Origin of the sequence: Cryobacterium sp. BB736 (genome assembly GCF_014980265.1) — a bacterium.
Classification (GTDB): Bacteria; Actinomycetota; Actinomycetes; order Actinomycetales; family Microbacteriaceae; genus Terrimesophilobacter.
Genome location: NZ_JABXWQ010000001.1, coordinates 1,211,232 through 1,233,506 on the forward strand (window position 1 = coordinate 1,211,232; position 22,275 = coordinate 1,233,506).

The 22,275-nt window shown below is 68.3% G+C and carries 15 protein-coding genes; 5 read left to right on the forward strand and 10 right to left on the reverse strand.

The genetic code is table 11. From position 1 onward, the window contains the following. The first annotated feature begins 12 nt into the window (after positions 1–12). Positions 13–1,239 carry a dimethylargininase gene (gene ddaH, locus IRG63_RS14050; RefSeq protein ID WP_193509480.1) on the forward strand — a complete coding sequence of 409 codons (1,227 nt, stop codon included), beginning with the start codon at positions 13–15 and terminating at the stop codon, positions 1,237–1,239. 108 nt (positions 1,240–1,347) lie between these two features. Here ddaH and IRG63_RS05940 read toward each other — a convergent pair whose 3' ends face one another. The 4 genes from IRG63_RS05940 to IRG63_RS05955 are packed head-to-tail and all read right to left on the reverse strand — an operon-like array spanning position 1,348 to position 8,804. Beyond that, positions 1,348–2,073, reverse strand: coding sequence for an ABC transporter ATP-binding protein (locus tag IRG63_RS05940; RefSeq protein WP_193509481.1), 726 nt, complete (start codon positions 2,071–2,073; stop codon positions 1,348–1,350). Continuing rightward, the gene (locus tag IRG63_RS05945) at positions 2,070–3,029 is read right to left on the reverse strand and encodes an ABC transporter ATP-binding protein (protein ID WP_193509482.1); all 960 of its coding nucleotides are present in this window, start codon (positions 3,027–3,029) and stop codon (positions 2,070–2,072) included. The genes IRG63_RS05940 and IRG63_RS05945 overlap by 4 nt, the downstream gene beginning before the upstream one ends. A 4-nt stretch (positions 3,030–3,033) precedes the next feature. Further along, complete coding sequence (locus IRG63_RS05950; RefSeq protein ID WP_193509483.1) at positions 3,034–5,814, reverse strand: FtsX-like permease family protein; 2,781 nt, start codon at positions 5,812–5,814, stop codon at positions 3,034–3,036. Beyond that, on the reverse strand, positions 5,811–8,804 hold the full coding sequence (locus IRG63_RS05955; protein ID WP_193509484.1) for a hypothetical protein: 2,994 nt from the start codon (positions 8,802–8,804) through the stop codon (positions 5,811–5,813). The genes IRG63_RS05950 and IRG63_RS05955 overlap by 4 nt, the downstream gene beginning before the upstream one ends. Positions 8,805–9,191: 387 nt before the next feature. Between IRG63_RS05955 and IRG63_RS05960 the strand changes: the two genes are divergently transcribed. Both IRG63_RS05960 and IRG63_RS05965 read left to right on the forward strand, forming a co-directional pair. Then, positions 9,192–11,012: an ABC transporter ATP-binding protein gene (locus IRG63_RS05960; RefSeq protein WP_168626880.1), complete on the forward strand. Its 1,821-nt coding sequence runs from the start codon at positions 9,192–9,194 to the stop codon at positions 11,010–11,012. After that, positions 11,009–12,814, forward strand: coding sequence for an ABC transporter ATP-binding protein (locus tag IRG63_RS05965; RefSeq protein ID WP_193509485.1), 1,806 nt, complete (start codon positions 11,009–11,011; stop codon positions 12,812–12,814). The genes IRG63_RS05960 and IRG63_RS05965 overlap by 4 nt, the downstream gene beginning before the upstream one ends. A 136-nt stretch (positions 12,815–12,950) precedes the next feature. Here the strand turns inward: IRG63_RS05965 and IRG63_RS05970 are convergent, their stop codons facing one another. The 3 genes from IRG63_RS05970 to IRG63_RS05980 all read right to left on the reverse strand — a co-directional run bounded on the left by IRG63_RS05970 (position 12,951) and on the right by IRG63_RS05980 (position 15,270). After that, positions 12,951–14,384 (reverse strand): alpha-amylase family protein, encoded by a 1,434-nt coding sequence (locus IRG63_RS05970; protein WP_193509486.1) that lies wholly within the window; start codon positions 14,382–14,384, stop codon positions 12,951–12,953. 104 nt (positions 14,385–14,488) lie between these two features. Next, positions 14,489–14,821, reverse strand: coding sequence for an MGMT family protein (locus IRG63_RS05975; protein WP_370566183.1), 333 nt, complete (start codon positions 14,819–14,821; stop codon positions 14,489–14,491). Continuing rightward, positions 14,818–15,270, reverse strand: a complete 453-nt coding sequence (locus tag IRG63_RS05980; RefSeq protein ID WP_168626275.1) for a GNAT family N-acetyltransferase — start codon at positions 15,268–15,270, stop codon at positions 14,818–14,820. Before IRG63_RS05980 ends, IRG63_RS05975 begins: the two co-directional genes overlap by 4 nt. A 144-nt stretch (positions 15,271–15,414) precedes the next feature. On the opposite strand from IRG63_RS05980, the gene IRG63_RS05985 reads away from it, so the two are divergent. After that, positions 15,415–16,629: an NADP-dependent isocitrate dehydrogenase gene (locus IRG63_RS05985; RefSeq protein ID WP_370566184.1), complete on the forward strand. Its 1,215-nt coding sequence runs from the start codon at positions 15,415–15,417 to the stop codon at positions 16,627–16,629. Between the two features lie 66 nt (positions 16,630–16,695). On the opposite strand, the gene IRG63_RS05990 is transcribed toward IRG63_RS05985, so the two are convergent. Continuing rightward, entirely contained in the window at positions 16,696–17,139 is a 444-nt protein-coding gene (locus IRG63_RS05990; protein ID WP_168626276.1) for an Hsp20/alpha crystallin family protein, read from the reverse strand. 303 nt (positions 17,140–17,442) lie between these two features. Here IRG63_RS05990 and IRG63_RS05995 point away from each other — a divergent pair, with 303 nt between their 5' ends. Next, positions 17,443–20,706 carry a S8 family serine peptidase gene (locus IRG63_RS05995; RefSeq protein WP_370566185.1) on the forward strand — a complete coding sequence of 1,088 codons (3,264 nt, stop codon included), beginning with the start codon at positions 17,443–17,445 and terminating at the stop codon, positions 20,704–20,706. A gap of 50 nt (positions 20,707–20,756) precedes the next feature. Here IRG63_RS05995 and nagA read toward each other — a convergent pair whose 3' ends face one another. Together nagA and IRG63_RS06005 are read right to left on the reverse strand one after the other, a co-directional pair. After that, positions 20,757–21,905, reverse strand: a complete 1,149-nt coding sequence (gene nagA, locus IRG63_RS06000) for an N-acetylglucosamine-6-phosphate deacetylase (RefSeq protein ID WP_193509487.1) — start codon at positions 21,903–21,905, stop codon at positions 20,757–20,759. Continuing rightward, complete coding sequence (locus IRG63_RS06005; protein WP_193509489.1) at positions 21,902–22,270, reverse strand: YrdB family protein; 369 nt, start codon at positions 22,268–22,270, stop codon at positions 21,902–21,904. Before IRG63_RS06005 ends, nagA begins: the two co-directional genes overlap by 4 nt. Positions 22,271–22,275: the final 5 nt, after the last annotated feature.

Sequence of the window (22,275 nt, forward strand, 5' to 3'; positions counted from 1 at the left end):
ACAAGGAGCACCATGGATTCACCTGCAACGCCCGCACTCGTGCGTCGAATCGCCGCGGGAGTCGCCGCTGGATTCACCTCGGCCGCGGTCACCCATTTCATCTGCTTGTTCGTGTTCTTCCTGGCGTCCGCCGCGAACCCGGAGGCGTTCCGGCAGCTGAACGACTACTTCCTGCCTTCCAGCCTGCTGCTCTTCGTGTTACTGTCGCTGATCGCCGTGTTCGACGGATTGCGGCGCTGGTACATCGCGATTCCGGCGGCGCTCGTCGCTGCCGTGCTCGCGGCGTTCGCCGGCACAACCATCGCACTCGGCGCGACCGGTGTGGTGCTTGACGCGGTCGCCCTCGAGTTCGTGGCGCGGTCCCTCGCCGGCCCCAACCTGGCGTTCATCATCTTCGCGACTCTGGTGACCGCGACGCTGGGTCGCCGCGTGTGGTCGCTGATCGCGGGCGGCAAGCTGGATTCGCCGCGCATCCGGGACCGCCGCGTCGCCCTTGTCAGGCTGCCCGCGGGCAACCTGGCCGACGGCATCGTGACGCACCAGGCGCGGGTCGGTATCGACACCGACCTCGCCGACCGGCAGTGGGACGAGTACGTCAGTGCGCTCGACGAGAACGGCTGGGACACCGTCGAGGTGCCGGTGGCGCCGGATGCCGCCGACTCGGTGTTCATTGAGGACACCGTTGTCATGTTCGGCGACCTCGCGGTCGTCACCAGCCCGGGCGCGGAGTCGCGGCGGGGCGAGACCGCGGCGGTCGAGGAGACCGTGCGCGAGCTGGGGTTGCGCGTCGAACGGATCGAGCTGCCCGGCACCCTCGAGGGCGGCGATGTCCTCAAGGTCGGCAAGACCGTGTACGTCGGGCGAAGCGGGCGAACCAACGCCGAAGGCATCCGGCAGCTGCGCGCCCTGGTGAGCCGCCTCGGCTACACGGTGGTCGCCGTGCCGGTGTCGAAGGTGCTGCACCTGAAGACCGCGGTCACCGCCCTGCCGGATGGGACAGTCATCGGCTACGCGCCGAACGTGGATGACCCGAACGCGTTCGGACGGTTCCTCGCGGTGCCGGAGGAGACGGGATCGGCCGTGATCGTGCTGAATGAGAGCACCGTGCTCATGGCGGCGTCGGCGCCCCATAGTGCTGCGCTGATCCGCGACCTGGGGTACAACGTCGTGGCGGTCGACATCTCCGAGTTCGAGAAGCTCGAGGGCTGCGTCACCTGCCTGAGCGTGCGGGTGCGCTGACCGGTTCGGTGGTCGAGCTTGTCGAGACCAGCGGGTCGTCCTTCCACGCGCGGGTCGAATTGGACCCGCGCGTGGAAAGTGGACCCGCGCACGCTTGTTTGGGGCAGGTCAGCCCGCCGGCACCTCGGCCGCGTGACGACCGCGCCGGCGGCCGGCATCCGTCAGTCGACCGTCGTGCAGCTCGACCACGGTATCCGCGCGCTGCACGAGCAGCGGGTCGTGCGTCGACACGATCGCGGCGAGCCCCTGCTTGTGCACGAGCTCGCTGATCAGGTCCATGATCGTTGCGGCGGTGCGGCTGTCGAGCTGCCCGGTCGGCTCATCCGCCAGCAGGATGCGCGGCCGCGACACGATCGCGCGCGCGATACCGACCCGCTGCTGCTGCCCCCCGGAGAGCTCGTACGGCCGTTGCGCCGCCTGCCCGCTTAAGCCGACCAGCTCCAGCGCTTCCGCCACCCGCTCGTCGCGCTCACTCGCATCCACCCGGGCGATCCGTAGCGGCACCTCGACGTTCTCGGCCGCCGACAGCACCGGAATCAGCCCGAACGACTGGAACACGTACCCGAGCTTCTCCCGCCGCACCGCGATGCGGGCATCCTCTGGCATCGCGGTCAGCTCGTCGTCGCCGACCCACACGCTCCCGGCGGTCGGCGCGTCGAGGCCACCGAGCAGGTTCAGCAGGGTCGTCTTGCCCGCTCCGGATGGCCCGCGCACGACCAACAGTTCACCCCCGTGCAGTCTCAGGTCGATGTCGGCGCACGCATGCACGTCGCCCGCCTCGGTCGAGAAGGTGCGGGTCAGACGCTCCGCGCGCAGCGCGATCTGCACGGTCATGACTGCTCCTCCTCGTCGACTTCGGATGCCTCGTCCGGCTTGGTCTGCCCCGGCCAGACACCGACGTGGTCCGGCTCGAGCGCGAGTCGCACGCGGTCCCGCAGGTCGAGTGCGGCCATGAACTCGTCCGGAAGCTGAAGCCGCCCGACCCTGTCGAGCACGGCGAACTCCTCCGCGACCGCGTGCTCGCGGCCCTCTTCATCGAGCCGCGTGCTGCGCAGCACCTCGGTCGAGGTGCGCCCGTCGCGGATCTGCACGGTTCGGGCGACGTGCTCGGAGACGGTGGGGTCATGCGTCACGATGAGCGTCGTCACCCCGAGCTCACGGTTCACACCGCGCATCGCCTCGAGCACGGCGGCCGACGTGGCGTCGTCGAGCTCGCCGGTGGGCTCGTCGGCTAGCAGCACGCGCGGCTCTGCGACTATCGCCACCGCGATCGCCACCCGCTGCTGCTCGCCGCCCGACATCTCGCTCGGCTTGCGGTCGGCGACGTGCGAGACCTCGAGCAGGTCGAGCACCTCCGCGATGCGGCGCGCGCGCTCGTCGCCGCGGAGCTTGCCGGAGATGGCCAGTGTCGCGGCGACGTTCTCGGCGGCCGTCAGGTACGGGAGCAGGTTCCGCGAGGTCTGCTGCCAGACGAATCCGACGCTCGAGCGGCGGAAGGCGACCCGCTCGGCTCTGCCCATCGCGAGCAGGTCGTGGCCGGCGACCCGCGCTACGCCGGCCGTCGGCAGGTCCAGCCCGGACAGGATCGACAGCAGCGTCGACTTGCCGGACCCGGATGCGCCGATCACGGCAACCAGTTCGCCCGGCTCGATCCGCAGGTTGAGTCCCTGCAGGGCCTGCACCTCGATGCCTTTCGCGGTGAAGATTCGCACGAGGTCGGAGCAGAGGATGTCCGGTTCGCCTGCGACGCGCGGTCGCGTGCTTTGGCGGTTCGGGGCGGTCACTGTCATGGGTTCATCCTTCCTCGACAGTACGCAGAACGGTGGCGGCGCGGGCACGCCGGGTGACCATGAGCGACACAGCGGTCAGGGCGGCGGTCGCCAACAGGAAGCCCAGGAGGGCGCCCACGAGCACGAGGGGGTCGACCGCGTAAGCGGGCTGCAGCGTTCCTCCGGTGAAGCCGCGCAGGTCGACACCGGCGAGGACAACGAACGGCAGACCGACACCGAGCAGCGACCCGACGACGAGCGCGGTCACCGCGATCGGTCCGAGTTCCCAGCCGATGAGCCCGCGGCCCACCCTTCTGCTGGCGCCGAGTGTCGACAGCAGCGCGAGCAGCCGCTCCCGCGACGCCGTGCCGAGCACGAGTGTCATCACAACCGCGATGGTGCTGAGCAGCGCGGTGATGGCGATGGCGAGCAGCAGCGCCGCTTGCAGCCCGGATACCGCGGGCGAGCGGTCGAACGCCGCGCTGACGGATGCGGGCGAGTCGATGCGAACTGCGTCACCAAGCAGCGCCCGGATGCTCGAAACGACCTGCTCAGTGCTCGCCGAATCGCTGAGGCCGATCAGGAAAGTCTGGTTGCTGGAGGTCCCGTCGAACATGAGGTCGAACGCGGCGCGATCAATGACAATCCAATTCGCCCGGGCGCCGATCGGTGTTATTCCGCCGACGGAGTCCGCAACCTCGACCGGGACACTGTTCAGCCTCAATTCCGTTCTGCCGTCGATGTCATCTGCCACCGAAGACGACACCAGGATCGGCACAGGCTGCCCCTCCTGAACGGCAAGGTCGACACCAGGCGGCAGCAGCCCCGGTTGGTCGCCCTGTGCCTGCCTGACGGCTCCACCGTCGATGACGAACACCGTCGCGTTTCCGCGCTCGCCGGCGACGTCGAGCGTTGCGGGTTCAGCGCCGGAGATACCCGCGACGACGTCGACACCGTCGACCTGTGTGAGCTGCTCGTGCTGGTCGATCGTGAAGCTCGACCCGCTGACCTGCAGGTCTCCACCGACCTGCATGCGTGCGGCGGTGTCGACACCCGTGCGCAGGGTGGAGAGCAAGATCACCGAGGAGATCGCGACTGACACGCCGACGACGAGGGCGAGCACCGGAACCAGACCGGCCGACGGGTCACGCAGCGCGCGAGCGGTGCCGAGGAAGCTCCCCAGAGGGTTGCCGCGTCTTGCCCGTTCGTGCAGGGCGGTAAGCGGCAGCGGGTAGAGACGCAGCGCCAGCACACAGCCGAGCAGCGACAACAGCAGGGGAGTCGCGGCCAGTAGCGGGTCGATCCCCACCGTCGACGCCGAGGTGGTCAGGCCGCGCTGCAGCAGCACGATCACTGCGGCTACGGCGAGCAGCGCGAGGACCAGTTCGGCGATCTTCCGGAAGCGTCCGCTGCCGGCGGTATCGACGTCCGTTCGATGGATGGATTCGATGACGCTTCCGCTCAGGGCGACCAGCACTACAGCGGGCGCGATGGCGACGATGAGAGGCAGCACGAGTTGCAACGGGCTGAACGCACCGCCGACGAGCAACACCCCGAGTGCGACTCCGATGATGCCGGCGGGCACGCCGACGACCAGGCCCTCGATTGCGCTGAGCCTGCGCAGCTGCCTCCCGGATGCGCCGCGCGCCGACAGCAGCCGCAACGCCGACCCGCGACCGGTGGCGATCATCCGGCATCCGAGGAACAGCACAGCGGCTCCGACGCCGAGCGGACCCGCCGCGGTCATGGCGAGCACCGCGTTGGTCGCGGCGTTGCGCTCCAATGCGAGTTCGAGTGGTGGGATCACGTCGGCGGTGAAAAACACGGATCGGATGCCGTAATCGAGTCGGCCGGTCGAGATGGTGTGCCCGACACTCGTGTACTTGCGGACCTCCGCGAGGATGGCGTTCGCGTTGTCGACTGTGATGGCGTCAGTAGCCAGCGGGAACCACACCTTGGTGCCGGCGCCCTGCCCGTGCACCCCGAGACCATAGATCGTGCCTGGGTGCACGAAGCCGGTTCCGGTCACGGTGGGGGGCAGGTTGCCATCGTCGAAGACGAATGGATCGAGGATCGAGGTCGCGTGATCCCAGAACTCGTCATCGGGGTCGATCGCGGTGAAGGTCCCGCTGAGCACGACGTGCCGCTCCGCCGGCACGGGCACATTTGACATGTACATGATCGTGCGCGCCTCGCCGACGGCCCACCCCATGCGCGCGGCGGCTTCCGCCGACAGCGCGACCTCCATTGGAGGGATCTCGAATTGTGCAGGATCGAAGTTGGCCCAGTCATCGCCGGTCAATGGCATCGGCAACGGCGGAATCGGCCGCGGGGTCGTGCCTTCGATGAACTGCACACGCGACTCGTAGAGCGGGTCGGCAGCGAACCCGATCTCAAGCTCACGGGGAGCTTCAACGAGCGGAACGGCACCCGATCGCAAGATGTACTTGCCGGTTCCGAGCGCCGATCGCAACGAGTCGCCGGCCTCGTGCCGCACCCGCTCGAGCGCTTCGGCGAACCCACCCAAGGCGGCCTCGACATCCGGTGCATACCCCGTCTCGCCGCTTTCCGATGGACCGTTGGCAGGCCACTGGGGATCTTCGTCCACCAGATCGCGCTCTGGGGCGCTCAGGCGCCCGAGTTCGTAGCCGAGCGCCGCATCGTTGAGCACGGCGACCGCACGCGGCCCTGCCGTCGCGAGCGCGGCGAGCAGCAGCACGAGCACCGCGACGGTGATGCCGGCGGCCGGGCGTGCGCTCAGGTGCCGCCACAGGAGAGACCCGGTTCCGGTTCGCGAACCGCTCATCGAACCTCCTCGCGACTCTCGGTGTCCTCCGCCTGGCGCCGGACGCCACGCGCGTAGACAGCGACGACCGCGGCGAACGCGACGAGCAGCAGTCCGACCGCTGCCAGCCACGGAACGGCATCGAATGCGCTCACCGTGCCGAGAACGCTGGACACGCCCGGAACGGCGGCTCGCGACAGTTCACCGGCCAGCAGCGCCGAGACGCCCACGCCGACCACGGTGCCGATCAAGACCGAGAGGAGAAGCGCTCCGACAAGTTCCAGCGAGCGCGTTCTGGCCTGCTCGCGAGACGAGAGCCCGAGCGCGCGCAGCACGATGACTTCGCCTGACCGCGCTCGCCGGAGGGCAAGCGCGATCGCCGACACTGCGAGCACGGTCAGCGCGAGCACGCCGGCCACGCCGATCCACCACGCTGTCACAGATGAGGCTGCCACGGTGGCGCCCCCGCCTGGTGTCGCGGTCGTCACGTCGCCGGTGATCGAACGCTCGAGCGCCGCCAGGTCGGTGCCGGCATCCGGGGTCACCCACAGCTCGTTCGGGGCCAGCGCGGTCTCGCTGGTTCGCAGCTGGCTGTCGCCGAGCGCAGGCAGCGGCACGAGCAGCGCGAGAGCGCCGGATGCGCCAGGCAGCAGCGGAGCCGTTCCGGCGATCTCTGCGGTGCCGGTGCGCCCGGTGCCGGTGAAGCGGAAGTCCACCGTGTCGCCCACTTCGAGGCCGAGACGGTCAGCCAGCGCCTGAGAGACCACGGCCGGGACGATCTCGGTGCCCTCGCTGGAGTGCACACGCGCGAGGCGATCGTCGGATGAGACGCTGAGATCCTTCTCGCCGTCGAACGCGACATCGACTGCTCCGCCTGGCGTCGTGGCCCGTACGCCGACGAGCTCAAGCTCGACCGCCACGCGCTGAGTGATGCCGAGCCCCGCGTCGACCGCGAGCACGTGCGCACGGGCGAGGCCATCCGGCAGCGTGCCCTCCGCGACCAGCTGGCCCGGCTCGACGGACGCGACCGGAGTCAGCCGCACACGAGTCGTCGCTCCGGAGTCGTCCATCAGCCAGACGGCGAGGCTGACGCTTGACAGCACCTGCTCCGCGGCGCCGGTGGCATCGACCGTCACCTCGAGGCCGGTTGCATTGGTGAGCTCGACGCCCGGCATCGCCGAATCGAGTGCCCGGCCGATCGCATCCGGATCAACCGCGCCCCGCACCGTCAGCATCACCGACGGCAGGTCAGCGGGCGCCAGAGCGAGGAGAGTCGCCGAGTCCTTGCCGAGCTGGATGCCAGTGTTGACGGCCGGCGCGACAGACGCGACACCGTCGACAGCGCGGAGTTCGGCGGCATCCGACGGAGTGACCTTGCCCGCCGCGACCCGCATGGCGGCGCCGGCCTCCAGCTCGGCCGATGACACGGTGAGTGCGCGCCAGCTGGCGGAGTAGAACGCGGCGAGAGTCGTCGTGCCGACTGCGAGCGTGACCAGCAGCACCGCGACCGAGTACACCGACAGCCGCCGCGCCACCTGCCGAGCGGGCAACACCGGCGTCAGCGCTCGACCCACCGCGGCCAGGCGCTCGCCGAGCGCGACAGTCGGCGCGAACACCGCGAGGCCCACGACCGCGCCCGCGGCCAGCGCGAGTGCAGGCGCCAGCATGGCGATCGGGTCGACGCGCGTGGTGCCGTCAGCGGCGGTGATCAGCGGAGACCCGTACAGCCGCAGTTGCCAGACGCTGAGGGCGGCGGTGACCATGACGATGATGATGGCGCCGATCGTCGCGGCTTTCGTGGCGCGTCCGGATGCTGCGGCAGCAGACAGCCCCGCCCGTGCGGCGCGCCAAGCGGTGACACAGAACACGACGACGGATGCCGCGGCGACGGCGACCGCGGTCGGCCAGTTGCCGAGGACGGTAGTGGCAGCCCCGGGCCCGGACACCGCCGCCGTGATGGCGAGCGCGATCCCCAGACCGAGCGCGCTTCCGACGATCCCGATGGCACCCGCCTCGAGTGCGGTCAGCAGCGTGAACTGGGAGAGTGCAGTTCCGCGGGCGCGGAGCAGGGTGGTTTCCACCGACCGGGCGATGGTCAGCAGGCGGGCGAGCTGCACGAGGGCGATCCAGCCCAGCGTGAGCACCAGGATGACCGGGATCGGTGCGACGGCGTTCACCGCGGCGATACCTTGGTCGAGGTCGGCGAGGGTCGGGGCGAGCGCGCCCGAGTACAGAACGCCGCCGGTGTCGATCCCGTCGGTGTCGTCGATCGCGGCGTCGAGGCCCGCGATCGCTGACTGCAGCCGGGCGAGGTCCTCCGGGTTCAGCTGCGACGCATCCGGGGTGATGGTCCACTGCGCGAGCGGACGCGCCGGGACACCCGCGAGGCTCTCCGCGGTCAGCAGAAGCGGGCCGAATGCGCCGTTGATCTCGCCGCCCGCGGCGGTCGGGTCGCCGAACCAGTGGACATCCCCCGGATCGATCGGACGCCAGGTGCCGACAAATTTCACCGTTACCGATTCGTCCTTGGTTGCGAAGTGCACGGTGTCGCCGACCGCCAGTCCAGCGGCATCCGCCGCATCGGCGTGGAGTGCGGCCGGGATCGCGTCGCCAGCGGCATCCGAGGGCCACTCGCCACTGACCAGCTCGGCGAGCGGCTCGGCGCCCGGGTCCGCAAGGAAGATGAAGGAGCGCCCCTCGGAGTCCTCAATCGGGTCGGTGCGCAGCGTTCGCCACGAGTCGACGCCCGCGCCGAACTGGTCGGCGATGAGCTGGTCGGCCGCGGAGGCCTGAGCCGAGGCATCCGAGTCGACACGTGTCTCGAAGCGGATGGCGGACTCGAGAGGAGAAGCGGATGCCACCCCGTCCCGCACGCTGAAGGCCGCCGCCGAGTCGAGCCAGCCGTTCAGGCCGGTGAGCGTCGCCACGACCAGGGCGACGGCGGCGAGGGCGCTCGCGATCAGCCCCGACTGCGCGAGGGAGCGGCGCAAAGCGAGTCGTGCTGGGCTCACGGCCGTCCTCTCTCAGCTCTTAGCCGTCGGGTCCAGCCGCCGGCGGTGGCAATTCGGTCAGAATACTGGGTTCCCGCTTGGTCGAGTGTCCCGTTTTTGTCCCGATTGCTCGACCGCTGCGCGGGTGCATTAGCCACGCGCGGGTCGAATTCGACCAGCGCGTGGGAGTTCGACCCGCACGAGACCGTTGCGCGAGCATCCTTCGAGGCAATAGTCTGGAAGGCTCCGCCGGCGGACAGGGAGCGAGCGGCGCGCTCCTTCCGCTGGCACGTGTCGTTCGACCATGGCGGTCGTGAGCGCTCATGAGGCGCGCCATCAATCTGCAAGGAAACTTTCGTGTCTACAGACGCATCGGGCAAGAAGAGGCTCGGAACCGTACGTTCGATCATGCGGGTGTACCCGTACGCGAAGCCGGCGATGCCGCGCATCTACCTCGGCATGGTCGCGGCCATGATCGCTGCCTTGGTCGCGCTCGCGATCCCGCAGGTGCTGCAGGCCCTGGTCGATGGGCCGCTGCAGGACGGCGAATCCGACGAGATCTGGCTCCCCGTCATCATCGTTCTCGCGCTCGGCGTGATTGAGGCGGTCATGATCTGGTTCCGCCGCTGGTTCGTGCTGCAGCCCGGCACGCGTATCGAGGCGCGGATGCGCAACTCGCTGTACACGCAGCTCCAGGACCTGCCTGTCGCCTTCCACGACCGCTGGCCCAGCGGCCAGCTGCTGTCGCGCGCCATGAGCGACCTCAACCTGATCCGCCGCTGGTTCTCGTTCGGGCTCGTGTTGCTGGTGGTCAACATCCTGACGATCCTCGTCGGCATTGTCGTGCTCGTCACGATCAACTGGATGCTCGGCCTCCTGTTCTTCGTCCTGTCGATCCCGCTCTGGATCTACGGCTTCGTGTTCGAGAACAAGTACTCGTCGATCGCCAGGCAGAGCCAGGACCAAGGCGGCGACCTGGCGACCACTGTCGAGGAGTCGGTGCACGGCATCCGGGTGCTCAAGGCGTTCGGTCGCGGCAAGCACGCGCTGCAGAAGTTCGCCAAGCAGGCAGAACACCTGCGCGAGACCGAGCTCAAGAAGGCCAAGGCGATCGCCGGCATCTGGCTGTGGCTGCTGCTCGTGCCGGACGTCACCTTCGCCATCTGCCTGCTCGCGGGGGTCTGGTTCGCCGCGAATGGCGAGATCTCGGTCGGTGAGCTGGTCGCGTTCTTCGCCACCGCGACGGTGCTGCGCTGGCCCGTGGAGTCGATCGGCTTCCTGCTGTCGATGACGTTCGACACGCGCACAGCATCCGACCGGTTCTTCGAGGTCATGTACTCCCAGAACACCATCACCGACCCGGAGAACCCGAAGACGATCGAGAACCCCGAGGGCCGGCTGGTGTTCGAGGACGTGCACTTCCGCTATCAGGACACGCCGGAGCACACCGGCGACCTGCTCGACGGCATCGACCTCGAGCTGGAGCCGGGCGAGACCATGGCGCTCGTCGGACTGACCGGCAGCGGCAAGAGCACGCTCACCGCACTCACCACGCGGCTCTACGACGTCACCGGCGGCCGCATCCTGCTGGACGGGGTCGACATCCGGGATCTCACTCGCACCGAACTGCGCAGCCACATCGCGATGGCATTCGAGGACGCGACGCTGTTCTCCGCGTCGGTGCGCGAGAACGTGCTGCTCGGACGGCCAGAGGCCACCGAGGACGACCTCGCCGAGGCCCTCCAGATCGCGCAGGCCGACTTCGTCTACGAGCTTCCGGATGGGCTGGACACCAAGGTCGGCGAGGAGGGCATGAGCCTGTCCGGCGGGCAGCGGCAGCGGCTCGCGCTTGCCCGCGCGGTGGCCGCGAAGCCATCTGTGCTCGTGCTCGACGACCCGCTGTCGGCGCTCGATGTCGACACAGAGGCGCTCGTCGAGGCTGCGCTGCGGCAGGTGTTGGCGTCCACAACGGCGCTGATCGTCGCGCACCGCCCGTCGACGGTCATGCTGGCCGATCGTGTCGCGCTGCTCGAGGACGGCCGCGTGACGGCGGTGGGCACCCACGGGCACCTGCTCGCCACCAGCGAGCACTACCGGTTCGTGATCTCCAGCCTCGAAGTCGAGGAGGCCGCTGAGGCGGCCCGCCAGGAGCCGGCACCGCAAACGATGTCGGTGCCCATCATCAACCCCGGCAGCGCAGGCCGGACCGGATCGGAGGTCGGACCGTGAGTGTCGTCGGCGTCGCGGGGGAAGACCGCAAGGACTACACGAAGGCAGAGCACCGGCAGATCCGGGCGCGTTCCTTCGCGCTGCTGAAGTCGCTGCTGCAGCCGATGTGGGGCAAGGTCGCGCTCACGGGGATCGTCATCATCGTCAGCACGGGCGCTCAGGTGCTCGGTCCGATCCTCATCGGTCTCGGCATCAACGAGGGCCTGCCGGCGCTGCTCGACCAGGACTGGCTGCCGCTGGCCGGCATCATCATCGTGTACCTGCTTTCCGGGCTCACCGGCGCGCTGCTCATCGCCTGGTACACCGTGTTGGTCGCGCGCATCAGCCAGGAGATCCTGCTCGAGCTGCGCAAGCGCGTGTTCCTGCACACCCAGCGGCTGAGCCTCGAGTTCCACGAGAACTACACGTCCGGCCGCATCATCGCGCGCCAGACAAGCGACCTGGACTCGCTGCGCGAACTGCTCGACTCTGGGGTGGGCCAGCTCATTCAGGGCGGCCTGTACATGCTGTTCATCGTCATCGCGATGTTCGTGGCCGACCCGGTCTCGGGGCTCGTCCTGCTCGCATCGCTGGTGCCGCTCGGCATCCTGTCGCGCTGGTTCCAGGTGCGCTCCTCGAAGGTGTTCCGTGAGACCCGCACCACCTCGGCGCGCGTCATCGTGCACTTCGTCGAGTCGATGACGGGCATCCGCGCTGTGAAGGCGTTCCGCAAGGAGAAGCGCAACGAGAAGGAGTTCGCCGGGCTCGTCGAGGACTACCGGGACGCGAACGTGCGCGCGATCAACCTGTTCGGCACGTACGACCCGGCACTGGTGCTGATCGGCAACGTTACGCTCGCGGCGGTGCTGCTGGTCGGCGGCCTGCGTGTTGCGGAGGGCGACCTGGCAATCGGCTGGCTGCTCACGGCCCTCCTGTTCACGCGCTCCTTCTTCGCGCCGGCGGAAGAGCTCGCGATGTTCTACAACTCCTACCAGTCGGCGTCGGCGGCGCTGGAGAAGATCTCCGGCGTGCTCGAGGAGAAGCCGAGCGTTCCGGATCCCACCGGCCCGATCGACCTCTGGGAGGCGAAGGGTCGGGTGGCTTTCGAAGGCGTGGAGTTCGCCTACAAGACGGACCGCGTTGTGCTGCCGACCTTCGACCTCGAGATCCCCGCGGGGCAGACCATCGCCCTCGTCGGCTCGACCGGAGCGGGCAAGTCGACCCTCGCGAAGCTCATCTCGAGGTTCTACGACCCGACCGCGGGAGCAGTGTCGCTGGACGGCGTTGACCTTCGCCAGCTGCATCCGAAGGACCTGCGGCGCGCGATCGTAATGGTGACGCAGGAGGCATACCTGTTCTCCGGCACCGTGGCGGACAACATCGCGCTCGGCAAGCCGGAGGCGACGCGCGAGGAGATCGTCGCGGCGGCCAAGGCGGTGGGCGCGCACACGTTCATCGCGGGACTGCCGGATGGCTACGACACCGACGTGAACAAGCGCGGCGGGCGCGTATCTGCCGGCCAGCGCCAGCTGATCTCGTTCGCCCGGGCATTCATCGCCGACCCGGTGGTGCTGATCCTGGACGAGGCGACCGCGTCGCTCGACATCCCGAGCGAGCGACTCGTGCAGGAGGGCCTGCAGACCCTGCTCGCGGACCGCACCGCGGTGATCATCGCGCACCGGCTGTCGACCGTCGCGATCGCCGACCGGGTGCTCGTGATGGAGCACGGCCGCATCGTCGAGGACGGGGCGCCGGCCGAGCTGATCGCCGGCACCGGGAAGTTCTCGAAGATGCACGCGGCCTGGCGCGACTCCCTCGTCTGACCGTCGCTGTCCTGGCCCGACCTCTCGCCGAGTTGCCCACTTCGGCCCTATTTCGGCCGAAAAGTGGGGCCGAAGTGGGCAACTCGGTGCACGCGCAAGGCGGGGCTCGGTAGCTCGACCACCGAGACGGGTTAAGTCAGGGGTTGCGGCCCGCGGTGGACATCCAGGTGGAGACGTCGATGGCCAGCGCCGACAGCGGCGCGACACTGACGTTCACGGTGCCATCCGGGTGCACCATCGCCTCGAGTCCGGTGATCGCGTCGACGTAGCGCCCGGGAACGAGCGAGGTGGGCAGTTCCGCCTCGTACGGCTCGGTGTTCGAGTTCAGCACAACGAAGCCGAGCTCGCCGCGGTAGAACGCCCACACGCCGTCCTCCTTCACGACGTCCTGCACGGCGGCGTCGCCCACCGCGCTGCGCCAGGCCAGCATCCGCTCGATCGGCGCCCAACGCTGCAGGCACTCCCACTGTCCACTGTCGCAGTCGACATCCTGGACGCGACCGTCGGCATCCTGCGGCGGACCCTGATTGCGGTCCTCGAACGGATACCCGGAGTACAGCACGGGCGTGCCATACGGCTGGGCGAGCATCGCGATGTTCGCCAGCAGGTAGGCGTCCCCGTCGCGGTACGAGAGCGTCTCGCCGTTGCGTTCGGTGTCGTGGTTGGTGACGAAGACGATGGCGTCCTCTGACGCGAGCTGTGCGTACTGCGGCCCGACCCTGTCCGCGGTTTCGATGAACGCCGAATCGAGCATCGACTTCAGGTCGCGGGCGAACGTGAACTCGAACACCTGACCGTTCCCGACATACTGCTCTGGCGTGATCGGCTCAAGAGAAGCCCGAATGACCTCCTGCATGATCCGGGTTCCGTCAGGCAGCGCGTCGACGACCGCCTTGACGTCTTCCGCGGGCATGTGCTTGGCCGCGTCGATGCGGAAGCCGGCGACACCGAGGTCGAGCAGGTCGAGCAGGTAGGCCGTCAGCGTCTCGCGCACGTGGTCGGTCTCGGTCGCGAGGTCGGCGAGGTTCAGCAGTTCGCAGTTCTGCACCTGATCGGCGTCGTTGTAGTCCAGGATGTCCCCGGATGCGGTGTTGGTGCAGTGGTGGAAGTCGGCTTCGCCGTAGATGCCGGGGTAGTCGTAGTGTTCGAACGCGCTGCCCGCCCATCCGGTGCCCGGCGCATCCTGCCCGGTCATGTGGTTGATCACCGCGTCGGCGATGATCTCGACGCCGGCATCCGCACACGTCTCGGTCATCGCCGCGAACTCCTCGCGCGTGCCGAGCCGCGACTCGACCTGGTAGCTCACCGGCTGGTAGCTGGTCCACCATTCCGGGCCCGTGATGTGCTCTTGTGGGGGACTGGTCAGCACCCAGGAGATGCCGGCCGGGCCGAGCACGTCGGTGCATTCGGTGGCGATCGAGTTCCAGTTCCATTGGAACAGCTGGATGCCGACATCTCGCGTGCCCGCGGGGCTTGGCACCGTCGGGTCTCCCGGCGTGCAGGCCACAAGCGACAGTGTCACCACCGCCGCCAGTGCAGCGGCGACCAGCCTGGTGCTCCTTCGTCGCATCCGGACACCCTTCGTGTTGTGCCGGACCGACCGGCCAGAAAACGCTTGCACGACTGTATCGCAGCGACCGGGCCGGGCAGCGTCGACGCTGACTCGCACCGTGCTCAGCCCGGGTAGCGCGCCTGTCGGAGGTTGATCCGGTAGTCGCCGTCATCCCGCCAGAGCAGCGGAGTGTGCTCATCCCGGTAGTGCTCGAGCGCGCGCTGCTCATGGCACAGCGGTGGCTCGCCGCTTGACCGGATGACGCGCCACCACGGCAGGTCGTGTCCATAGCGCGCCATCACCTGGCCGACGGCGCGCGCCGCGCGGCTCCCGACTGCGGCGGCCACATCGCCGTAGCTCATCACCATGCCGGCCGGGATGGAGTCGACGACGCCGATCACGCGGGAGACGAAGTCTGCACCTGGGCCCGCTGCCGAGTCGCGCTGCTCGGTCACAACTTCAGGGCGCCGAACTTCTCGCCGTACTGCGTCTCGCCGATGACCTCGAAGCCGATGTTCGTGAAGAACGCCTCCGGGCCCTCCTCGCCGGGCTCCCACAGTGCGGTGAGCCGGTCGAACCCGCGCTGGCGGGCCTCGTCGGCCAGTGCGAGCACCGCGAAGGTGCCGATGCCGTGCCCCTGCTGCTCGGCCGCGACGTGCACGCGCCAGACGGCGCTACGGAATTCCTCCTGCGCGGCATCCGGGTCGAAATTGCCCCGGATGAAGCCGACGACGGTGTCCCCGTCGAGCACGACGCGCGGCCAGGTGGTGGTCGGATCGATGTAGTTGTCGGCGATCGCGTAGGTGGGCGGGACGACAAACGCCTCTTGTCCCGGTCGCAAAGTCAGGTTGTTCGCGGCCACAATGTTCGTCGCTGACAGTTCTTCCAGTCGGAATTCGCCCATAGGCAAGAGGCTAGCGTTTCGCACTGACCAGACCAAAGGAATATCTCGATGTCGAGATATATGGGCCGGGGGGCTAAACTTGTCGGCGGTGTGCGCAGCGAATACGCCGCACGCCCAGGACGTCTTACGAAGGGCAACACTCAAGTGAAGATCACGGTTACTGGCACGGTCGTCGAGCTCGACGGCGACGAGATGACGCGCATCATCTGGCAGAAGATCAAGGACACCCTGATCCACCCCTATCTCGACTTGAACATCGAGTACTACGACCTCGGCATCGAGAAGCGCGACGAGACCAACGACCAGATCACCATCGATGCGGCCCACGCCATCCAGAAGCACGGCGTCGGCGTGAAGTGCGCCACCATCACGCCCGACGAGGCTCGCGTCGAAGAGTTCGGCCTGAAGCAGATGTGGAAGAGCCCGAACGGCACCATCCGCAACATCCTCGGCGGCGTGATCTTCCGCGAGCCGATCATCATCTCCAACATTCCGCGGCTCGTCCCCGGATGGAACAAGCCGATCATCATCGGCCGTCACGCCTTCGGCGACCAGTACCGCGCCACCGACTTCCGGTTCGCCGGCGAGGGCACCCTCACCGTCGAGTTCACCCCGAAGGACGGATCGGAGCCGCAGAAGTTCGAGGTCTTCCAGGCGCCCGGCGACGGCATCGCGCAGGTGCAGTACAACCTCGACGCCAGCATCCGTGACTTCGCGCGCGCTTCGCTGAACTACGGTCTAGCCCGCAACTACCCGGTATACCTGTCGACGAAGAACACCATCCTGAAGGCCTACGACGGCCGGTTCAAGGACATCTTCCAGGAAATCTTCGACAACGAGTTCAAGGACCAGTTCGACGCCGCTGGCCTCACCTACGAGCACCGCCTGATCGACGACATGGTCGCAGCCTCGCTCAAGTGGGAGGGCGGCTACGTCTGGGCGTGCAAGAACTACGACGGCGACGTGCAGTCGGACACCGTCGCTCAGGGCTTCGGCTCGCTCGGCCTGATGACCTCGGTGCTGACCACGCCGGATGGCAAGATCGTCGAAGCGGAGGCCGCCCACGGCACCGTCACCCGTCACTACCGCCAGCACCAGGCCGGCAAGCCGACCTCCACCAACCCGATCGCCTCGATCTTCGCCTGGACGCGCGGACTCGCGCACCGCGGCAAGCTCGACGACAACCAGGCGCTCATCGACTTCGCCAGCACACTCGAGGACGTCGTCATCACGACGGTCGAGTCGGGCAAGATGACCAAGGACCTCGCGATGCTGGTCGGCCCGGAGCAGGAGTACCAGACCACCGAGGAGTTCCTCGCGACCCTGGACGCGAACCTGAAGGCGCGGATGGCTGCGTAGCCTGCTGTCTTGAACGCAAGAGGACCGGCGCCGAAAGGCGCCGGTCCTCTGCTTTGCCGCTAAGCGTCAGGATGTCGACACGTTCGGGCTGATCTGCTGCTGCGTGCCCTCGCGCTCACCGCGCTGGACCTCGATCTTGCGAGGCTTGGCCTTCTCGTGGATCGGGATGACGACACTCAGCACACCATTGTTGTAGCTGGCGCTGATGCTCTCGGTGTCGATCCCATCACCCAGGTTGAGCTGGCGCAGGAACGAGCCCGAAACGCGCTCCTTGGCGATCCACTTCACGTCACCGCTGCGCCCGGTCTTCTCCGCCCGGATGGTCAGCAGCTGACCATCGACGTCGATGTCGATCGAGCCCGGGTCCACGCCCGGCAGGTCGACGGCGAGGATGTAGTGGTCGCCCTCGCGGTGCAGATCGATGGGCATCATCCGCGGGCCCTGACGCGGGTCCATCAGCTCGGTTGCCATTCGATCCAGTTCGCGGAACGGGTCGAAGTAGAGTGCCATTTCTTCATCAACTCCCTGTATGCGTTTCGGATATGACATTCCAATGTTGAGTCGATACCGCTCAACTTGGCATCCATGTTAGCACTCGGCATAGGAGAGTGCCAGATTTCTCACCCGCATTCCAGCAAGCACGGGGCCTCGAGGGTGCGCCGACACCGCTGCCGAAAAGAAAAATGTCGAGGATCCCCCCAAAGGGGGTAGACAGCCTCTAGTGTGTGACTCACTCGCAGTGCCCCCGACTGCGGCGCAACACCGTCCTTGTTCAGCTACACCGACCCTGTTCACCGCAGAAGGGATACATCTGTGACCATTCGCAGCGCAATCGCCGCGTGCGCGTCGGCCGCCCTGATCGCATCCGGCATCGTTGCCGGAACCGCGTTCACGGCCGCCGCCGCCCCGACCGAGATAGGGGGCCACGGTCAGCTATCGTTCGAGCCGGGCCGCTACATCGTCACGCTCGTCGAACCATCCGCCGCCACCTACGAGGGCGGTGTCGATGGGTTCGCACCGACTCAGCCGAAGAAGGGCGAGCAGCTCAAGCCGGGCCGTGGGGCGGTCCAGAAGTACACCGCACACCTGAAGAAGAAACAGAAAGAGGTAGCGGACGCCGTCGGAGCCGACGTCGACTACTCGTACACCCTCTCCCTCAACGGATTCGCGGCCGACCTGACCGCGGCGCAGGCAGCGAAGCTGGCCGCTGACAAGAACGTCGCGTCGCTCGCCCTCGATGAGCTCCAGCACATCACCGCGGTGCCGTCGACCGAGTTCCTCGGACTCGAGGGCCCCGGCGGCGTCTGGGAGTCCGTCGGTGGCGTCGACAACGCGGGTGCCGGCGTGGTCGTCGGCGTGCTCGACACCGGCATCGCGCCGGAGAACCCCGCCTTCGCGGGCGACACGCTCGGCACCGCCCCGGGATCCGACCCGTACCTCGATGGCAGTTCCATCGTCTTCGCGAAGAGCGACGGCGGCACCTTCATCGGCGAGTGCGTCGCGGGCGTGCAGTTCGGGGCCGACGACTGCTCCACCAAGCTGGTCGGCGCACGGTACTTCGTCGCCGGCTTCGGCGCGGGCAACATCGGGAACACCTCGCTCGGCGAGTACCTCTCCCCCCGCGACGGCGACAGCCACGGCTCGCACACCGCGAGCACCGCGGCGGGCAACGCGAACACCGCGGTCTCCGTCGCCGGCACCGACTACGGCACCTTCACCGGCGTCGCGCCGGCCGCGAAAATCGCAGCCTACAAGGTGTGCTGGACCGGCCAGGACCCGGCAAGCACCAACGATGACGGATGCGCCACCTCCGACCTGCTGGCCGGTATCGACCAGGCGGTCGCCGACGGCGTCGACGTGATCAACTTCTCCATCGGCGGCGGCGCTGCCGACAGCACCGTCTCGCTCACCGACCAGGCCTTCCTCGGAGCGGCGGCTGCCGGCGTCTTCGTGGCCGCCTCGGCCGGCAACTCCGGGCCGGGGGCATCCACCCTCGACCACGGCTCGCCATGGATCACCACGGTCGCCGCGACGACCATCCCGAGCTACCAGGCGACCGTCACCCTCGGCGACGGCAGCGCGATGGCCGGAGCCTCGATCACCGTCAGCGAGCCGGTGGCCGGGGACCTCGTGCTCGCGGCATCCGTCGCGCTGCCCGGTGCGGTGAAGCCGAACCTGTGCCTCGCGGGCACGCTCGACCCGGTGCTCGCCGACGGCAAGATCGTGGTCTGTGAGCGCGGCGAGAACGCCCGCGTCGACAAGTCGGCCGAAGTGGCCAGAGCCGGCGGTATCGGCATGGTGCAGGTGAATGTCGTCCCGGGTTCGATCGACCTCGACCAGCACTCGGTTCCGTCGGTGCACCTCGACGCGCAGTTCCACGACGCGGTCATGGCGTACGCGGCGACCGCGGGTGCGACCGCGACGCTCACGCCCGAGAACACTACCGGGATCGAGCCGCCGACGCCCGTCGTCGCAGGCTTCTCCTCGCGCGGTCCGGTGCTGGCTGACGGCAGCGACATCCTGAAACCGGATATTGCGGCACCCGGTGTCGCGATCGTCGCCTCGGCAGCGAACGCCGAGGGTGGCGAGCCGACTTTCACATTCATGTCGGGCACGTCGATGGCGGCCCCGCACGTGGCTGGACTCGCGGCGCTGTATCTCGGCAAGTCGCCGAACGCGACGCCCGCTGAGATCAAGTCCGCGATGATGACCACCGCGTACAACACGGTCGACGCCGGCGGCAACGCCGCCACCGACCCGTTCGCGCAGGGCGCCGGTCACGCCGACCCGACGAAGTACTTCGAGCCGGGTCTGCTCTACCTGAACGGCACGTCCGACTGGCTGGCATACATCCAGGGCATCGGCTACGACATCGGTGTCGACGCGATCGACCCGAGCAACCTCAACATCGCCTCGATCGCGATCGGGTCGCTCACCGCCGCCGAGACGATCACCCGCACGGTGACGGCCACCCAGGCCGGAACGTTCGAGGCATCCGTCTCGGTCCCAGGCATCAACGCGGTTGTCTCGCCGTCGACGCTCACCTTCGGGGCAGCGGGTGAGACTGCGAGCTACACCGTGACATTCGACCGAACGGATGCTCCGCTCGACACGTTCGCGACCGGCGCGCTTGCCTGGACGAGCGGCGACACCGTCGTCCGCTCGCCCATCGCGGTGCGACCGGTGACGATTGTGGCGCCGAGCGAGGTCACCGGTACCGGTGTCCGCGGTTCGCTCGACGTGTCGGTGACTCCGGGCGGAACCGGCGACATCGCGCTCGGCACCACCGGTCTCACCCTCGGAGAGCTGCAGGTGTTGAAGGGCAAGAAGACCGGACACTCCGGTGTCGGTGCGACCGGTGACTTCTTCGAGTACTACGTGGATGTCGCGGCAGGCACGCAGTTCGCGCGCTTCGACCTCGACTCGCTCGACGACACGGCCGACCTCGACCTCATCGTCTACCAGCTCGACGCATCCGGAACCCCGATCGCCGGCTGGCAGTCGGCGACTGGCTCGGCGGATGAGCGAGTCGACCTGGCTAGCCCGGATGCCGGTACGTACTACGTGCTCGTCGATCTCTACTCGGCCGCGGCGAACACCGCATTCGACCTGAGGACGTTCGAGGTCGCGCCGGGCGGGGCACCGCTCGCTCTTGCCCCGTCGGTGCTCGCCGGTGAGCAGGGTGTGCCGGTCACCTACACGGCCTCGTGGAGCGGGCTGAAGGAGCGCTCGAGCTACCTCGGGCTGATCAGCTACGGCGACACTGGCGCATTCACGGCGATCACCGTGACGACCGGTGACGCCATGGCGCCGGTGAACACCGTGCCGCCGACGATCAGCGGCACACCGGACGTCGGCAAGACGCTCACCGCCTCACCGGGCGAGTGGGACGTGGCCGGGCTGAAGTTCACCTACCAGTGGCAAGCGAGCGGGGTCGACATCAAGGGCGCCAATTCCGCAAGCTACAAGGTGAAGTCGAAGGACCGGGGTAAGGAACTCACGGTCGTCGTCACAGCGAAGGCCGCGGGCAAGGCACCTGCGGGCACGGCGGTGTCCGCGCCGGTGACCATCAAGTAGCCGGGCGAACCGGGGCCGGGTCCATTGGGTCCGGCCCCTGGTTCGTTTCTTCAGGCGGCAAACGGCAGGAGCGGCGCGCCCGCCGCCCACACGCCGCGCACGTTGAAGCCGTTGTCGAGGATGACGGCATCCGCGGTGAACCCGGCCCTCAGGTACCCGAACGCGTGCTCGAGACCAAGCGTCCGGGCCGGGGTGAGAGTCAGCGCGGTGATCGCGGCGATCGGATGCACGCCGGCCTGCTCGACCGCGCAGCGCAGCGCCGCATCCTGGGTGAGGGTCGAGCCGGCGATTGTGTTGGTGCCGCTCAGCACAGCCAATCCGTCCCGCACGGTCACGTTGAGCGACCCCAGCTGGTAATCCCCGTCGACCGACCCGGCGGCGGCCATCGAGTCGGTGATCAGGGCGATGCGGCCAGGGGCAGAGCGGAAGGTCATGCCAGCGACATCCGGATGCACGTGCAGCCCGTCGAGGATCAGTTCGATCGTCACGCGCTCGTCCTCGAACGCAGCGACGACCGGACCGGGCGCGCGGTGGTGGATGCCCGGCATCGCATTGAAGGCGTGCGAGAGGATGCGCGCCCCCCGGTCGAAGGCCTCGCGGGCCTGGTCGAAGTCGGCCTCGGTGTGCCCGACCGAGACGGCGATGCCGGCCTCGACGAGCACGTCGATGGTCTCCAGCGCGCCGGGCAGTTCGGGCGCGATGGTCACCTGGCGCAACGTGTCGCGTGCCGCGCCGATCAGCTCCTCGACCTCGAGCGGTTGCGGCTCGAGCAGGTAGGCGGGGTTGTGGGCGCCGCGGCGAGGCTGCGACAGGAACGGCCCCTCCAGGTGGGAGCCGAGGATGAGCGGGTCTGTATCGGCGAGGTCGGCGATGGTCGCGAGGCTCTCCAGGAGCCGCGGCAGCGGGTTCGCCACGAGACTCACCACCGAACGCGTGGTGCCGTGCGCGCGGTGGGTCGCCAGCCCTGCGGCGATCTCCTCGGCCGCGTCGTCGTAGGAGTGTCCTCCGCCGCCGTGGCCGTGCAGGTCGATGAAGCCGGGCACCAGCCAGTGGCCGCCGACGTCCACCGTCTCGTCGGCATCCGGGGGCATGCCGTCGCCTCCGGATGCGAGGATCGTGTCGCCATCGACGAGCATCCAGAAGTCGTCGACCTGCCCCGCGGCGTCGAGCTTCCGGGCGTGCTCGAAGAGAATGGTCATCCGGCCTGCCTCGCAAGTTCGGCGCGCGCGTTGATGATGCCGCTGACGAGCGCAACGCCGGCGAACAGGGCGCCGACGACCGGCTGATCCATCGCGAACCAGGCCGCCGCGGCAGAACCCATGACGGCGACCTCCACCACTACTCGGCCTACGATGCCGAGCGGGAAGCGCGCCTTGGGTGAGCGGAAAAGCCCCCAGAGAACCGCGGCCGCCAGCGGCATCCCGATGCCGAAGCCGATGCCCGGCCAGGGGAGGGGCCAGGCGCTGAACCCCCAAAGTCCGACCGAGAAGAGTGCGAACAGTTCCAGCAGGAACCTCAGCGCGTCGTTCGGCGTCAGTCGGAAATCCTCGGGAGGGCTCGCCACAAGGC

Coding starts and splice junctions, on each gene's coding strand:
- IRG63_RS05940 (WP_193509481.1), bottom strand. CDS start 2,073: ATGACCGTGCAGATCGCGCTGCGCGCGGAGCGTCTGACCCGCACCTTC.
- ddaH (WP_193509480.1), top strand. CDS start 13: ATGGATTCACCTGCAACGCCCGCACTCGTGCGTCGAATCGCCGCGGGA.
- IRG63_RS05950 (WP_193509483.1), bottom strand. CDS start 5,814: ATGAGCGGTTCGCGAACCGGAACCGGGTCTCTCCTGTGGCGGCACCTG.
- IRG63_RS05945 (WP_193509482.1), bottom strand. CDS start 3,029: ATGACAGTGACCGCCCCGAACCGCCAAAGCACGCGACCGCGCGTCGCA.
- IRG63_RS05980 (WP_168626275.1), bottom strand. CDS start 15,270: ATGGGCGAATTCCGACTGGAAGAACTGTCAGCGACGAACATTGTGGCC.
- IRG63_RS05990 (WP_168626276.1), bottom strand. CDS start 17,139: ATGGCACTCTACTTCGACCCGTTCCGCGAACTGGATCGAATGGCAACC.
- IRG63_RS05970 (WP_193509486.1), bottom strand. CDS start 14,384: ATGCGACGAAGGAGCACCAGGCTGGTCGCCGCTGCACTGGCGGCGGTG.
- IRG63_RS05960 (WP_168626880.1), top strand. CDS start 9,192: ATGCGGGTGTACCCGTACGCGAAGCCGGCGATGCCGCGCATCTACCTC.
- nagA (WP_193509487.1), bottom strand. CDS start 21,905: ATGACCATTCTCTTCGAGCACGCCCGGAAGCTCGACGCCGCGGGGCAG.